This is a genomic window from Burkholderia sp. MSMB1589WGS (genome assembly GCF_001636105.1).
In the GTDB taxonomy this organism is placed as follows: domain Bacteria; phylum Pseudomonadota; class Gammaproteobacteria; order Burkholderiales; family Burkholderiaceae; genus Burkholderia; species Burkholderia humptydooensis.
This window is the reverse complement of sequence record NZ_LNJT01000004.1, coordinates 98,931-113,907: the sequence shown is the minus strand read 5'-3', so window position 1 is coordinate 113,907 and position 14,977 is coordinate 98,931. Positions and strand designations below refer to the sequence as shown.

Below are 14,977 nucleotides of genomic sequence, written 5' to 3'. Positions count from 1 at the left end.
TCAGAACGAGCGCGGCAGGCCGAGGATGTGCTCGGCCACGTACGACAGGATCAGGTTCGTCGAGATCGGCGCGACCTGGTACAGGCGCGTCTCGCGGAACTTGCGCTCGACGTCGTATTCGCACGCGAAGCCGAAGCCGCCGTGAAATTGCAGGCACGCGTTCGCCGCTTCCCACGACGCGTCCGCGGCGAGCAGCTTCGCCATGTTCGCCTGCGCGCCGCACGGCTCTTGCGCATCGAAGAGCGCGCACGCCCGGTAGCGCATCAGGCTCGCTGCCTCGACGTTCACGTACGCGCGTGCGATCGGGAACTGCACGCCCTGGTTCTGGCCGATCGGGCGGCCGAACACGACGCGCTCCTGCACGTACCGCGACACCTTGTCGATGAACCAGTAGCCGTCACCGATGCACTCGGCGGCGATCAGCGCGCGCTCGGCGTTCAGCCCGTCGAGGATGTACTTGAAACCCTGGCCTTCTTCGCCGATCAGATTCTCGGCGGGGATCTCGAGATTGTCGAAGAACAGCTCGTTCGTTTCGTGGTTCACCATGTTCGGAATCGGGCGCACCGTCATCCCGTGGCCGATCGCGTCGTGCAGATCGACGAGGAAGATCGACATGCCTTCGCTTTTCTTCGTCACGTCCGACAGCGGTGTCGTGCGCGCGAGCAGAATCATCAGATCGGAGTGCTGAACGCGCGAGATCCAGACCTTCTGGCCGTTCACGACATAGCGGTCGCCGCGCCGCACGGCCGTCGTCTTGATCTTCGTCGTGTCGGTGCCCGCCGTCGGCTCGGTGACGCCCATCGACTGCAGGCGCAGCGCGCCGGACGCGATGCGCGGCAGGTAGCGCGCTTTCTGCTCGTCCGAGCCGTGGCGCAGCAGCGTGCCCATGTTGTACATCTGGCCGTGACACGCGCCGGAATTGCCGCCGGCACGGTTGATCTCCTCCATGATGATCGACGCTTCGGTGAGGCCGAGGCCCGAGCCGCCGTATTCGTGCGGAATCAATGCGGCGAGCCAGCCGGCTTTCGTCAGCGCGTCGACGAACGCTTCCGGATAGCCGCGTTCCTCGTCGATCTTGCGGAAATAGTCGGCGGAAAACTGGCTGCAAAGATCGCGGACCGCTGCGCGGATGTCCTGATGGGGATCGATGGCTGGGTTCATGAGTGGTTCGTTCGATCTTCGAAATGCGTTATCGCACGAGGGACGCGCGCGCGGACATCGTCAGCGATCCTTCGTGATCCTTCGCCCACAGCTCGGCCGACCGGCCGTCGGGCGCAAGCCGGCCGCACAGCGTGAGCGCGCGGCCGACGAAGGCGGGGCGCACGGCCTTGTACGCGTAGTCCGTGACGACCGCATCCGGCATCGATCGCGACACGAGATCGAGCAGCAGCGTCGCGATCAGCGGGCCGTGAACGACGAGGTCCGGATAGCCTTCCGCATGCTGCGCGTATGCGCGGTCGTAGTGGATGCGGTGGCCGTTGAAGGTCAGCGCCGAATAGCGGAAGAGAAGCGTTTCGGCGGGCGCGATCTCGCGTTGCCAGTGCGCGCCGTCGGGCGCGGCCTGACGCGGCGGCGACGGTGCGCCCGGCTCGGCGGGTTCGCGATAGACGATGTCCTGCTCCTCGTGAACCGCAAGCGCGCCGCTCGACTCGATCCGGTGCTCGACCGTGACGAACGCGAGCCGGCCGCTGCGGCCGGCCTTGCGCTCGAGTGATGCGACGCGCGACGTGCGCGTTGCGCTCGAGCCGATCGCGAGCGGCGCGATAAAGCGCACGCGTCCGCCCGCCGCCATCCGGCGCGGCAAGCCTGGATCCGGCAGGAAGCCTCCCGTGCGCGGATGGCCGTCGCTGCCGAGCGACGATTGCCGCGCGGCCGTCCAGAAGTACAGCCAGTGCCATAGCGGCGGCAGCGGGTCGCCGGCGCGCGGATGCGCGTCGCGATCGAGCGTGGCGGCGAGCGCGGCGGCGGGAGCGGGGGAAACGAGGTCGGTGACGATCTGGAGCGCGTCGTCGCGGCGCTCGGCTGGGGTGGCGCGCATGGCCGTCTCCGTCGCCCGGCGGGCCGGGCGGATTGGCTTGGAATGGAGACGACTTTAGGTGAACCGGCGGCGCACGGGAAATACCGATTGAATGTGCCGGACATAGGCGTATCCTATGCCTTTTCGACCGACAGGCAGCGCGATGGACGTCCGTCAGCTTCGTTATTTCGTCAGTATCGTCGAGTACGGCAGCCTCGGCAAAGCGGCGGAGAAGCTGTACGTCGCGCAGCCTTCGCTGAGCCAGCAGGTCGCGAAGCTCGAGGACGATCTCGGCGTCGCGCTGCTCGTGCGCAGCCCGCAGGGCGTGAAGCCGACGGCGGCGGGGCAGGCGCTCTATCGTCACGCGCGGCTCGTGCTGCGGCAGATGGATCAATTGCGGCAGGAAGTGCGCGAAGGCGCGGGCGCGGAATCGGGGACCGTCGCCGTGGGCTTTCCGACGACGATGGCGTCCGTGCTCGCGATGCCGGTGTTCGAACGGGTGCGCGTGCGCTATCCGGGCATTCGCCTGCAACTCTTCGAAAGCATGAGCGGCTACATCAACGAACTGCTCGCGAACGGCCGGCTCGATCTGGCGATCCTGTTTCGCGAATCGAACACGACGGGCATCACCGCGATGCCCGTGCTCGACGAGGCGCTGTATCTGCTCGGCGAGCCGGGCGGCGCCGTGGCGCCGCGCGCCCGCACGTGCGCACTCGCTGCGCTCGCGGGCGTGCCGCTCGTCGCACCGAGCGTGTCGAACGGGCTGCGCCTGCTGCTCGAGCGGATCTTCGCGCGCGAGGAGGTGCCGCTCAACATCGTCGCCGACATCGATTCGCTGCCGACGCTGCTGTCGATCGCGCAATCGGGCGCCGCGTGCACGATCCTGCCCGCATCGGCGCTGGCGCTGCGCGACGCGGCGAACCGGCCGAAGATGCGCCGCCTGGTCGATCCCGAGGTCCGGCGTCCGGCGAGCCTGTGCTGGTCGAACACGTCGCCCGTGAGCTCGGCCGCGCTCGCGGTGCGCGAGACGATCGTCGAACTGATCGCGGAACTCGCGGACAGCGGCGTGTGGGCCGGCATCGCGTTGCGTGCGCGCACCGATTCGGCCGCGTGACGGCCGGCCGCGGGCCGCGAATCGCTATCGCAACGACGCGACGTGCCGCTCGACGACCGACACGAACATGCCGAGGCAGCCGGTGAAGAAATGGTTCGCGCCCGGCACGACGACGACCGGCAGCCGCTGCGGACGCGCCCACGCCATCACGCTCGCAAGCGGGACGACCGCGTCCGATTCGCCGTGAACGACGAGCGTGCCGTCCGGCGCGGCGGGTGTGTCGTATTGGCGCTCGCCCTGCACGGTGCCGAACGGAACGCCCGCGAGCACCGTGCACGCGGGCGGTGCGCCGGCGTCGATCAGCGCCCGCGCGACCCGCGCCTGCACGAACGCGCCGAACGAGAAGCCCGCGAGCGCGACGGGCTTGCCGGGATGCGCGCGGCGCACGGCCTCGACGATCGCGAGCGTATCGCCGGTTTCGCCGTTGCCGGCGTCGTGCGTGCCTTCGCTGCCGCCGACGCCGCGGAAATTCGGCCGGATCGCGAGCCAGCCATATAGCTGAAAGACGCGGGCGAGCGCGCGAGGAATCTTGTGTCCGGCATCGCCGCCCTGTAGCGGGTGAGGATGCGTGACGATGGCGATGCCGCGCACGTCGCCGGGCGGCGCGTCGACGAATGCGTCGATGCGGCCGGCATCGCCATGAAGCGTCGTGCTCGTCGTATTCGGACTGAAGAAGTCCATCGTGTGCGATGAAAGTGGGGTTGAGTGCGTTTGGCGTTCGGGCGAGCGGAATCCGAAGCGCGAGCGTCGGGTGCGCTCGAGGCGTGGAGCATGGCCGATGTCGCTATTTTCGCTGTCCTGCGAACGAAGCGATAGAACGGGCTTCCTCTGCCCGGCATAGGCCATGCCTATGGAGTGCCGCGCATGTATTGCGTCGCGAGGCGGGCGATTCGTCCCACATCGTGAGCAGCCCGGCCGCTGCGCCCCGTTGCGTGGTCGATGTCCGGCGCGCACGCAAGCAGGAAAAAAACCGGCGAGGCTGACGAAGCGCCACGCAGGCGCCGCGCATTGTTTGCATCAGCGAAACGGACTGTTAAGCGTAACGGGAATGATCTATCGGGCGGAGCGCGGCATACTTTCACGTGTCTCATTATTCCCGGTCTGCTCGAAGAGCACGCTTGCAAAATTGAAACCACGCGTTCTCAAATCGTCGTCCTTATCAATCGCGCTCTGCGCGCTGCTGCTTGCCGCATGCTCGAGCGCATCCGACATCAGCGCGACTGAAACCCCGAACGTCTACACCGTCGATTCGAACTCGCGCGGCATTCTGCTGTCGTGGGCGGGCGCGCACGAGCGAGCCGTCAACGAAGCGACGAACTACTGCGCGCAGCGCGGCATGCAGGCGAGCGTGAAGCGGGAATCCGTCGATCGCGGCAGCGGCTCGCAGGGGCGCGCGCAACTCGCGTTCGAGTGCCATCCGGCGTTCTGACGGCCGGACGCCGTTGCGGCTGCGCGTCGCACGCGGCGGGATCGTCGATTGTGCGTCTGTCTGTCGGGCCGCGCCGAATGCAACGAAAAAGCCCACACGGTTCGGGCGAGCGGTGTGGGCTTTCTTGCTGCGGCCTGCGCGCAGCGCACGCGGTGCGAGCAAACGTTGCCGCTTGACGTCGCGCCCCGTTGCGCCACGCCGCGCCGGCGTCACGCGACGAACGCGGCGCGATCCTTCCCGGCGATCCATGAGGGCGGGCGGCCGCGGCCGTTCCATGTCGCGCCGGTCTTCGGATCGCGGTACTTCGGCTTGAGCTTGCCGCGGCGGCGCAACACGCCCGCACGGCCGAACACTTCCTGCGTCGTGAGTTCGAATTCCTCGACGATTCGCTTCACTTCGGATAGCGCGGCGCTGCGCGCCTGCGTGCGCGCCGCATCCAGCTTGATCATCAGGGCTTCTCGTTCCACCAGAAGGTCGAGGTAGGTTTCCATCGAAAAAAAGCTCCCTTGCCTGTCGGGATTCGATCGCGTCCCGTATCGGCCGGCAAATGTAGAGTTGTGTGTTGGACGAATGACGGCAAGTCGACCGCCGATCGAAAGAAGCGAAGCCCGATGCGGCGGCCGGCGGGTGAAACGAACAATCACGATCCCGTTTCGGCGTCGATCGCGATGCCATCCGCCGTCAAGCGATGGCATCGCGCAAACGGGCGCAGCGCGAGCGAGGCCTGCGTGCGAGGATGAAAAATCGAAATTCGCGGCGACGTCCGGTGTCCGCGCGATCGCGCGCCGGTTCGGCACGCATTCGAGCACGGAGCCCGTCGAACAAGGGCCCGGGTCATCGTCATCGAGATGAAAATTCTAGCGGCCGGCGTCGACGCGAACCAGCGGATCGGACCGAGTTATTCATAAATTTTTGGCATACATCGGGGGGCGGGCGGCGTACGAGACGGCGCGTCGGCACATCGCACGCGGTCGTTTAGCGATCGAAGCGAAACAGCGCGCGCGCCGAATCGCAGAGGATGATGCGCCGCAGAAGCGGATCGGGCACCCAGTCGTCGAGCGCCGAGCGCGTCGTCCGGTAGTCGGTCCGGTCGCGGTGCTGCGTATGCGGCCAGTCGCTGCCCCAGACGAGCCGGTTTGGCGCAAACGCGCCGAGCAGCGCGCGCGCCGCGCGCGTGCCGAACGCAGTGCCGTCGCCCGAAACGATGTTGCGATACGCGGCGGAGAGCTTGACCCAGACCTGCCCGGTGCCGGCGATCGACAGCAAAAACCGGAAGCCGGGATCGCGCGTGCCGAGATGCGGCGCCGGCCGCCCGAAATGATCGACCACGACGCGGCACGATTGATCGAGCAGCGCGGGAATGATCGCAGGCAGATCGGCTGCGCGCCGGTGCACCTCGACATGCCAGCCGAGCGCGTTCGCGCGCGCGAGCAGCGCGCGCCAGCGCGGCGCGGCGAAATCCGGAATCGGCAGGCCGACGAGATTCAGGCGGATGCCGACCACGTCCGTCGCTTCGAGCCGAGCGAATTCGTCCTCGGCCGTGCACGGATTCACGCTCGCGACGCCGCGAAAGCGCTGCGGATAGCGCGCGAGCACGTCGACGAAGAAGTGATTGTCGGTGCCGAGAAAGCTCGGCTGAACGAGCACGGCGTGCGTGACGCCGCACGCGCTCAGATGCGCGACGTACGATTCGAGCGTCGCGTCGTATTCCGGCGAATGCCGCGCGGTCGGGATGCGCGGCAGGCTGCGCAGAAACACGTGCGCGTGCGAATCGACGGCCTCGATCGGCGCGAGCCCGTTTCCGTACCAGGCGTCGACGAGCGGATCGCGTGCGTCGCGCGCGCGCGTTGCGAAGGGGCGGCCCATCGTTTCGACTGCCGGATCGTTCGATGCCTGATCCATGAAAATCCACGAAATGACGGGCGCCCGATAGGCCGCCTCGCGCCGCCTCGCGTCTACAGTGCCGCTTCGCGGCCCCGGACGTCGGGTTGCGCCGCCTGGAAATCGCGCGCGCGCGTTTCGGGCAGGAACCACACGGCGATGAACACGAGCCCGTACGCGATGCCCGCGTCGATGCCGAGCGCGACGCCGAGCGGCATCGATGTGCCCATGTGTCCGACGAGCACCGGGAAGATCGCCGACGCGACGCGGCCGAAGTTGTAGCAGAAACCGACGCCGCGGCCGCGCACGTTTCTCGGATAGAGCTCGTTGAAGAGCGCGCCGAGCGTGGCCGGGATGCCGGCCGCGAAGAAGCCGAGCGGGAAGCCGAGCAGCAGCATCGCGACGTTGTCGAGCGGCAGCAGCACGTACAGGTTGACCGTCACGACGCAGCACGCGGCGAACAGCATCAGGTTCCTGCGGCGGCCGATGCGGTCCTGCAGGTACGCGCTCGTCATGCATCCGACGATGAACGCGACGATGATCACGGCGAGATATGCACCCGTGCCGAGCACCGACAGATGACGCTCGGTCTTCAGGTAGGTCGGCAGCCAGGTCGTGATCGCGTGGTAGCCGCCGTGCGCGCCGACGCCGATCAAGCCGCCGACGATCGTCATCCGGAGCACCGCCGGATCGAAGATGCTCTTCGCCGACGCGCGCGCCGACGCGGCCGCGGCCGCGCGCGCGTCGTCGCGCGGCGGCTCGGGGATGGCGCGCCGGATGTACAGCACGAGCAGCGCGGGCAGCACGCCGATCGCGAACAGCACGCGCCACGCCCATTCGGGCGGCAGCCACGAGAAGACCAGCGTGTAGAGCAGCACCGCGCCGCCCCAGCCGAAGCCCCACGCGCTCTGCACGATGCCCATCGCCTTGCCGCGATGCCGCGCGCGAACCGTTTCGCTCAGCAGCACGGCGCCCGCCGTCCATTCGCCGCCGAAGCCGAGCCCTTGCAGCGTCTTCAGCGCGAGCAACTGCTCGAAGTTCTGCGCGAATGCGCTGAGGAACGTGAACAGCGAGAACCAGCACACGGTGATCTGCAGCGCGCGCACGCGGCCGAAGCGATCGGCGATCATGCCGGCGAGCAGGCCGCCGATCGCGCCCGCGGCGAGCGTCGCGCCGCCGATCAGGCCCGCCTGTCCCTTGCCGATGCTCCACGACGCGAGCAGCGCGGGAATCACGAGGCTGAACATCTGCGTATCGACGCCGTCGAGCGCCCAGCCGGAAAAGCATCCCTTGAACGTGCGTCTTTCCACGGGCGATATTTCTTTGTACCAGCTCACTCGCACTCTCCAGAATGATTTCGCAATAAGCGATTGAGAAAAATTCCGCATCATATCGCCATATTTTATCGAGCGGCAAACGATAAATACATCACGAAACCGGGCATTATCGATAAAAGAAAATTATGATGACGGGCTTCGTGTCGAACCCGCTTGTGCAGGGTGGAAAGGCTCGGCAACGTTTGCGTTGCGTGGGGTGCGGCAATTTTCGTTCGACGCGATGCGTGGCGGCGAATATTCGAAATGATTGGTCGGATAATTCTATTTGATTGAATGGTCGATAAATTGAAAATTCACGAGTCAAATTCGTCTGTCCGGAGCGAGTGCGGAATGAAAGCGTGGATTCGCGAATCAGCCCGCCTATTCGGTGGCGAAGCAGCGAGCCGACGATCGTCGAAAAAGCAGTCTCATTGCGCAGAGTGAAGATGGAATCCAAGCATCTACGTTATTTCCTGGCCATCGCCGATACCGGCAGCCTCACGCATGCGGCGATTCGCCTCGGCGTCGCGCAGCCCGCGCTCAGTCATGCGCTGACGAAAATGGAGCGCGAGCTCGGCGTGAAGCTGTTCGACCGTTCGAGGCGCGGCGCGACGCTGACGACGGCGGGCGAAGCGATCGTCGACGACATTCGCCTGAGCCTCGCGCGGATGGACGCCGCCGCGCGGCGCGCGAGCGAGATCGGCGCGCAGCGGGCAGGGCGGCTCAGCATCGGCTTCGTGTCGGCCGCGCTGTTCGATACGTTGCCCGCCGCGGTGTGCGCGTTGCGCGCGGCGGCGCCGCGCGTCGATCTCGTGATGCGGGAGATGAGCAATGCGGAGCAGGTCGTCGCGCTCGAGCGAGGCGAGATCGACATCGGCATTCTGCATACGCCCGTCGCGATCGGCGGCCCCGTCCACGAGAAGCTGATCCGGCGCGATCCGCTGATCGCCGTGATTCCGAAGTCGTTTCCGCGGCAGCCGGACGGCTCGATCACGCTGCGGGAACTGTCGCGCGCGGGGCTCATCTGGTTTCCGCACGAGCAGTTGCCGTCGATTCGCGCGGCGATCCTCAGCGCGTTCCGGCTCGCGGGCCATCCGATCGAGGTCGTTCAGGACGCGAATCGCACGCTGACCGTGATCGCCTGTGTCGCGGCGGGCTGCGGCGTGTCGCTGCTGCCGTCGTCGATCCGGACGCTGACGTTCGAAGGCGTCGATTTCAGCCCGGTGGCCGACGGGCAAGCGCTGCCGGAATTTCCGTTGACGGCGATCTGGCCGAAGCGGTCGCGCCGGACGCTCGCCGATCGGTTCGCGGCGCTATTGCCCCGGTTTCAGCCGAACTGAGCGGGCAAGGGCGGGCGACGGGCGGCACGCACGCGCGTCTTCGCCTGGACCGCATGCGCCGGATGCCGCGCCGTCGATCGTCCGGATGCCGAATGATTGGAATCGCACAGCCAAGCGCCGCGAGATAATTCGTCATTCGAACAATGCGTGCAGGCGAGTAAATGACGATAAATGGAATATCGCTCTCGCAATGAGAGTCGGGCGAGCAGCCGCGCGAATCGCATCGAAATTGGGCCGCTTCGTCCAGCCACCATTCCCGGGCGATGCGCGGTCAGAATGGCGGAATTCCGCTATTCCTGTCGATAATTTCCGCTTTTGATTTTCCTGGCCGAATCCCTGCGACGATGCGCGGGTGACGATCATATGACGGATTTTGCCGTGTCGATCATGTTCGAATGGCTGTGCTCGAGCGTTCGAAAGAATCTTTAAACATTGTCAAATTTTTCAAAACTCGGATTATTCTGATAGTAACAATTACGTCGGGCATTCATCATCTATTCAATTATATTTTCGATGAAACCGGGGCGTGATTCAGAAATAACCGCAATCGAGTAGACCAATCGGGTCGACCCCAACCAATTAAAAACCGGGTCGACCGAATTCGAATTCCGACTTTGCCTGCCGCGACGGCGGCGCGCGATGCGCTGCCGTTCGTCCGCGCTCGTCCGCTGCAATCACGGCGCGGATCGGCGAGTGTCGGTGCATGCATGGTGCGCGCGAGGCGACGGGGCCGCCGTGCGCGGCGATTGGGCCATCGAAAAACAACAACGAGATCAACGGGCGATCGTGTGGAGAGCGAAATGCGCAAGCGTGTGGTGCGGATGATGAGCGGGGCGGCATTCATGCTGTTTTTCGCGACTGTCTCGGCCGGGCAGTTGACCGGCACGATGCAGGTGAATTTGCAGGTCAGCCGCGGATGCGAGGTCGCGGGCGTCGCCGGAAGCGTGGATCTGGGCCGGCTGGATTTCGGCGCGCAAGGACCGCTCTGGTCCGACTACCTGATGGCCGACGGCCGCGCGACGTCGAACGGTGCGGTGCGCGTCGTTTGCAGTCCGGACGTCAACGGCTTTCTGGTCTCGATCGACAGCGGTCGCAACGGGGACCAGTCGACCCGCTATCTGGTCAAGCATGGCGCGGACGGGCGCGTCGTCGGCCGGATTCCGTACAACGTGTACCGCGACGCGGCGCGCAGCGTGCCGTACGTGCCGCTCATGCCGCAATCGTTTCTCGTCGACGGGCGACAGGACGACGTGACGCTGCCGCTCTACGGCATCGTCAACGGCATGACGCGCGCGGTGCCGTCCGGGACCTACGAGGATTTGCTCGGGATCACGCTCGACTGGTGATCCGGGCAGGTAAGCAGCAACAGTTCTTTTTCACCACACAGAAGGAAACAAAATGAAGGCTCACTGGAAAGTCTGGGCGGCTCTCGCCTGCGTATCCGCTTGCGCGGGCGTGCAGGCGCAAACCAGCCCGCTCACGGGGACGGTCAACTCGCAGCTCGTGCTGACGACGGGCTGCGCGGTCGATACGGGCGGCGGCTCGGTCGGCTCGGCGAACTTCGGCACGCTCGACTTCGGCACGCAGCCGAGCGGCTTCACGGGCCAGCTCACGAGCGCGGCGAAGGGCGGCGGCTCGACGTCGACGCAAGTGACGTGCTCGCCGGATGTCACGTCGATCCAGGTGACGATCGACGGCGGCCAGAACGTATCGAAGGGCTCGGCCGTCGGCACGGGCACGCGCGCGCTCGCGAACGGCAGCAGCTTCGTACCATACGAGGTTTACTCGGATGCGGGGCATTCGCAGCAATATGTGTCGGGCACGCCGCAATCGGTCGCGGTGCCGACGCCGGGCGCCGCATTCGCGTTGCCGCTGTACGGCGTCATCAACAAGACGAGCTCGTCGGCGCTCGCCGCCGGCACGTATACCGACGTGCTGAACGTCACGCTCGGCTGGTAAGCGCACGCGTCGGTTCCGTTCAGTCCGGCCTCGCGGCTCGCGCGCAAGCGGGCCGCGAGGCGATCCCAGATTTCCGATCGTCATGTCGACCTTACATCGAGTGGTTTTTCTGCTGGGCGTCGCGGCGTTTCCGGCTGCCGGCCGGGCCGACACGCTGTTGCCCAGAACCCAGGCCTTCACGGTCAGCGCGCAGATCGTCGCGGGTTGCGGTGTCGCGGGCGGCGGGCCGACGAGCGGCCTGAACTTCGGCACGCTCGACTTTGGCGCGCATCCGGCCGTCGCGACCGGGCAGGCGAAGGCGGCGGTCGGCGGCGGCGCGTTGCAGATCGAATGCTCGCCGGGCTCGACGCTGAAGATGACGATCGACGGCGGCGCGAACGCGAGCGCGGGCAACACGCAGCGCAATCTGGCGAGCGGCGGCGCGCGCGTGGCGTACCAACTGTATTCGGACCCCGGGCGCACGCAGGCGATCGCGATCGGGCAGGCGGTGTCGCTGCCCGTGTCCGGGACGATCACGCTGCCGGTCTACGGCGCGTTGACGCTGCCGGGCGGCGGCGTGCCCGCGGGCACGTACACCGACACCGCGCAGGTCACGCTCAGTTATTAATCAATCAGGAATCCGTGATGAAAGTTTCGAGATCGCCTGGCGCGCCGGCGCGCGCGGCGCGGATGCGTCGCGCGTTGCTCGGCGCGGCGGCCGCGGCGTCGTTCGCGGCGCAGCATGCGCATGCGGCGGCGTCCGTGATGATCTGGCCGATCGATCCCGTGATCGAGAGCGACCAGCGGGCAGCGGCGCTTTGGCTCGAGAACCGCGATCGCCGGCCGGTGACGTTGCAGGTGCGCGTGCTCGGCTGGCGCGAGGCGAACGGCGAGGACCTCTACGACGAGAACCAGCAGCGCATCGCGGGCAGCCCGCCGATGGCGACGGTGTCGCCCGGCAAGCGCCAGTTGATCCGGCTCACGCGGCTCGCGGAGGCGGCGCCAGGCACCGAGCAGGCGTATCGCGTGCTGATCGACGAGATCCCGCAGCCGGACGACGGCGCGCAGCAATCCGCGGGCGAGGCATCGCTCGGCGTGAAGTTCCAGATGCACTACTCGGTGCCGCTTTTCGTCTACGGCGACGGGCTGTGGACGAAAGAGAACCCGGACAGGCGCCGCGACCCGGCGACGGCGGGGGCGGCCCGTGCTTCACTGGCACGTCGCGCACGACGGCGGCACGCGCTGGCTCGTCGTGTCGAACCGCGGCCCCGTGCATGCGCGGATCACGCATGCGGGGTTCGAAGCGAACGGCGCGCGCGCCGATTTCGCACGGGGCCTGCTCGGCTACGTGCTGCCCGGCACGCAGATGCGCTGGGCGCTGCCCGAGACCATCAAGCTCAATTCCAATTCCAAGCTGATCGCCACCGTCAACGGCGTGGCCGATCTCGCAATCGACGTGGACGGCGCCGCTTCGAACCGGTAATCCGCATCACGACACAAGCGACGATGTCGCGACGGGGAAATGCCTTGAAGCGGTACAACGAATACAGAACGAGAGGGCTGCCGCGGCGGCGCGCGGCGGCGTGGGCGGTGGGCATCGCATTCGCGGCGGCGGGGGGCGCGCGCGCGAACGAGCCGATGACGCTCGCGGACAGCTTCGGCCGCGCGCTGCCGCCCGCGGGGGGGCGCGGCGGCGCAGGGCACGCTGTATCTCGAGCTCGTCGTCAATGAGCTGTCGACGGGGCGCATCGTGCCGATCCGCTATCGGGACGGCGTCTACTACGCGCGGGCGAGCGACCTCGCGCAGGCGTCGGTGCGCACCGGCGCGGAGCCCGACGCGCTCGTCGATCTGTCGAAGCTCGACGGCGTGCAGGTCGAATACGAGAGCACCGAGCAGCGCCTGAAACTGACCGTGCCGCCCGACTGGCTGCCGCAGCAGACGGTCGGCTCGCGGCGGCTGTACGATCGCACGCCCGCGGCCGTCAGCTTCGGGCTCCTGTTCAATTACGACGTGTACACGAACTCGCCGACGCTCGGCACGAGCTACACGTCCGCGTGGACCGAACAGCGTCTGTTCGACAAGTGGGGCACCGTGACGAACACGGGCGTCTATCGGCGCGATTACGGCGGCAGCATCGGCGGCGCCGGGAGCAACCGCTACCTGCGCTACGACACGTTCTGGCGCTACTCGGACCAGGACCGGATGCTCACGTACACCGCAGGCGACGTGATCACGGGCGCGCTGTCGTGGTCGAGCGCCGTGCGCCTGGGGGGCGTGTCGGTCGAGCGCGACTTCAAGGTGCGGCCGGACATCGTCACGTATCCGCTGCCGCAGTTTTCGGGTCAGGCCGCGGTGCCGACCGCCGTCGATCTGTTCATCAACGGCAGCAAGACGACGACGGGGCAGGTGAATCCCGGCCCGTTCACGATGAACAACGTGCCGTTCATCAACGGCGCGGGCGAGGCGACCGTCGTCACGACCGACGCGCTCGGCCGCCAGGTCGCGACGACGATTCCGTTCTACGTCGCGAACACGCTGCTGCAAAAGGGGCTCTCCGACTATTCGCTGTCGGCGGGCGCGATGCGGCGCGACTACGGGAACCGCTCGTTCTCGTACGGCAAGTTCGCGGCGTCGGGCACCGCGCGCTACGGCCTTGCCGATTACCTGACGATCGAGGGGCACGCGGAGGGCGGCGAGCGCTTCGCGCTCGGCGGACTCGGGTTCGACCTGGGTGTCGGCATGTTCGGCGTGCTCAACGTCGCGGCGACGCAGAGCAGTCTCGCCGGCACGTCGGGCCGGCAATACGCGTTCGGCTACAGCTATTCGTCGCAGCGGTTCAGCGTGTCGCTGCAGCGAATCCAGCGCACGGACGGGTTTCGCGATCTGTCGGTCTACGATCTGCCCGCGGACGTCACGTACCGGCTCGTGCGCAGCAGCACGCAGGCGACAGGCGCGCTCAATCTCGGCGCGATCGGCGGCACGCTCGGCGCCGGCTACTTCGACGTGCGCGGCGCGGACGGCACGCGCACGCGGATCGCGAACCTGTCGTATACGCGGCCATTGTTCCGGCGCGCGACGCTTTACGCGTCGGTCAACAAGACGATCGGCGACCACGGTGTCGCCGCGCAACTGCAACTGATCGTGCCGCTCGGCGACAAGGGCGTCGTGACGGGCTCGGTCGCGCGCGACGAGCGCAACAGTTTCAGCGAGCGCGTGCAGTACAGCCGCAGCGTGCCGAGCGACGGCGGCTTCGGCTGGAATCTCGCGTATGCGGGCGGCGGCTCGCACTACCAGCAGGCGGATGCGACGTGGCGCAACCGCTACGTCCAGGTGCAGGGCGGCGCCTACGGCTACGGCGCGGGGCGCGGCTACGCGCGCTGGGGCGAGGCGCAGGGCTCGGTCGTCGTGATGGACGGCGCGGTGCTGCCCGCGAATCGCGTCGACGATGCGTTCGCGCTGATCGACACGCAAGGCCGCAAGGGCGTGCCGGTGCGCTACGAGAACCAGCTCGTCGGCAGGACCGACGGCGGCGGCCATCTGCTCGTGCCGTGGGCGCCGTCCTACTACGCGGGCAAGTACGAGATCGATCCGCTCGATTTGCCGAGCAACGTGCGCGTGCCGATCGTCGAGCGTCGCGTCGCGGTGCGCGACCACGGCGGCGCGCTCGTCACGTTCCCGATCCAGAAGATCGTCTCCGCGCAGATCGCGCTCGTCGACGCGGCGGGTCGGCCGATCGGCGTCGGCTCGCGCGTGCTGCACGAGGAGAGCGGCCAGACCGCGCTCGTCGGCTGGCAGGGCGAGACGTATCTCGAAGGCTTGTCCGCGGTCAATCACCTGCGCGTCAGGACGCCCGACGGCCGAACCTGCCGCGCGACGTTCGCAGCCGACGTCGACGCGGCGCAGATGAGCCGCATCGGTCCGCTCGCGTGCGGCGAATAACG

The 14,977-nt window shown here is 67.2% G+C and carries 13 protein-coding genes and 2 pseudogenes; 8 read left to right on the top strand and 7 right to left on the bottom strand.

Annotated elements, in window-relative coordinates; all coding sequences use genetic code 11:
• Positions 1-1,161 carry an acyl-CoA dehydrogenase family protein gene (locus WT16_RS01990; protein ID WP_063532596.1) on the bottom strand — a complete coding sequence of 387 codons (1,161 nt, stop codon included), beginning with the start codon at positions 1,159-1,161 and terminating at the stop codon, positions 1-3.
• A gap of 28 nt (positions 1,162-1,189) precedes the next feature.
• Positions 1,190-2,038 (bottom strand): hypothetical protein, encoded by an 849-nt coding sequence (locus tag WT16_RS01985; RefSeq protein WP_063532595.1) that lies wholly within the window; start codon positions 2,036-2,038, stop codon positions 1,190-1,192.
• A gap of 142 nt (positions 2,039-2,180) precedes the next feature.
• Between WT16_RS01985 and WT16_RS01980 the strand changes: the two genes are divergently transcribed.
• On the top strand, positions 2,181-3,131 hold the full coding sequence (locus WT16_RS01980; protein WP_006026423.1) for a LysR substrate-binding domain-containing protein: 951 nt from the start codon (positions 2,181-2,183) through the stop codon (positions 3,129-3,131).
• A gap of 24 nt (positions 3,132-3,155) precedes the next feature.
• Here WT16_RS01980 and WT16_RS01975 read toward each other — a convergent pair whose 3' ends face one another.
• Positions 3,156-3,812 (bottom strand): alpha/beta fold hydrolase, encoded by a 657-nt coding sequence (locus WT16_RS01975; protein WP_063532594.1) that lies wholly within the window; start codon positions 3,810-3,812, stop codon positions 3,156-3,158.
• 445 nt (positions 3,813-4,257) lie between these two features.
• Here WT16_RS01975 and WT16_RS01970 point away from each other — a divergent pair, with 445 nt between their 5' ends.
• The gene (locus tag WT16_RS01970) at positions 4,258-4,560 is read left to right on the top strand and encodes a hypothetical protein (RefSeq protein WP_009917353.1); all 303 of its coding nucleotides are present in this window, start codon (positions 4,258-4,260) and stop codon (positions 4,558-4,560) included.
• Between the two features lie 209 nt (positions 4,561-4,769).
• On the opposite strand, the gene WT16_RS01965 is transcribed toward WT16_RS01970, so the two are convergent.
• From WT16_RS01965 to WT16_RS01950, 3 genes are all read right to left on the bottom strand, one after another.
• Positions 4,770-5,051 (bottom strand): H-NS histone family protein, encoded by a 282-nt coding sequence (locus tag WT16_RS01965; protein WP_009917351.1) that lies wholly within the window; start codon positions 5,049-5,051, stop codon positions 4,770-4,772.
• Positions 5,052-5,535: 484 nt separating this feature from the next.
• Positions 5,536-6,462 carry an amidohydrolase family protein gene (locus WT16_RS01955; protein ID WP_015600500.1) on the bottom strand — a complete coding sequence of 309 codons (927 nt, stop codon included), beginning with the start codon at positions 6,460-6,462 and terminating at the stop codon, positions 5,536-5,538.
• A gap of 53 nt (positions 6,463-6,515) precedes the next feature.
• Complete coding sequence (locus WT16_RS01950) at positions 6,516-7,751, bottom strand: MFS transporter (protein WP_063532593.1); 1,236 nt, start codon at positions 7,749-7,751, stop codon at positions 6,516-6,518.
• 452 nt (positions 7,752-8,203) lie between these two features.
• Here WT16_RS01950 and WT16_RS01945 point away from each other — a divergent pair, with 452 nt between their 5' ends.
• The gene (locus WT16_RS01945) at positions 8,204-9,097 is read left to right on the top strand and encodes a LysR family transcriptional regulator (RefSeq protein ID WP_015600209.1); all 894 of its coding nucleotides are present in this window, start codon (positions 8,204-8,206) and stop codon (positions 9,095-9,097) included.
• Between the two features lie 494 nt (positions 9,098-9,591).
• Here the strand turns inward: WT16_RS01945 and WT16_RS35520 are convergent, their stop codons facing one another.
• Entirely contained in the window at positions 9,592-9,771 is a 180-nt protein-coding gene (locus WT16_RS35520) for a hypothetical protein (RefSeq protein WP_075644852.1), read from the bottom strand.
• A 126-nt stretch (positions 9,772-9,897) separates the two neighbouring features.
• On the opposite strand from WT16_RS35520, the gene WT16_RS01940 reads away from it, so the two are divergent.
• From WT16_RS01940 to WT16_RS01920, 5 genes and pseudogenes are all read left to right on the top strand, one after another.
• On the top strand, positions 9,898-10,443 hold the full coding sequence (locus WT16_RS01940) for a spore coat U domain-containing protein (RefSeq protein WP_059929605.1): 546 nt from the start codon (positions 9,898-9,900) through the stop codon (positions 10,441-10,443).
• A 52-nt stretch (positions 10,444-10,495) separates the two neighbouring features.
• The gene (locus tag WT16_RS01935) at positions 10,496-11,056 is read left to right on the top strand and encodes a spore coat U domain-containing protein (RefSeq protein ID WP_006026432.1); all 561 of its coding nucleotides are present in this window, start codon (positions 10,496-10,498) and stop codon (positions 11,054-11,056) included.
• An 82-nt stretch (positions 11,057-11,138) separates the two neighbouring features.
• Positions 11,139-11,663 carry a spore coat U domain-containing protein gene (locus WT16_RS01930; protein ID WP_041861717.1) on the top strand — a complete coding sequence of 175 codons (525 nt, stop codon included), beginning with the start codon at positions 11,139-11,141 and terminating at the stop codon, positions 11,661-11,663.
• A 17-nt stretch (positions 11,664-11,680) separates the two neighbouring features.
• Positions 11,681-12,518 (top strand): annotated as a pseudogene (locus WT16_RS01925) (molecular chaperone).
• A gap of 44 nt (positions 12,519-12,562) precedes the next feature.
• Positions 12,563-14,975 (top strand): annotated as a pseudogene (locus tag WT16_RS01920) (fimbria/pilus outer membrane usher protein).
• The last annotated feature ends 2 nt before the right edge of the window (positions 14,976-14,977 follow it).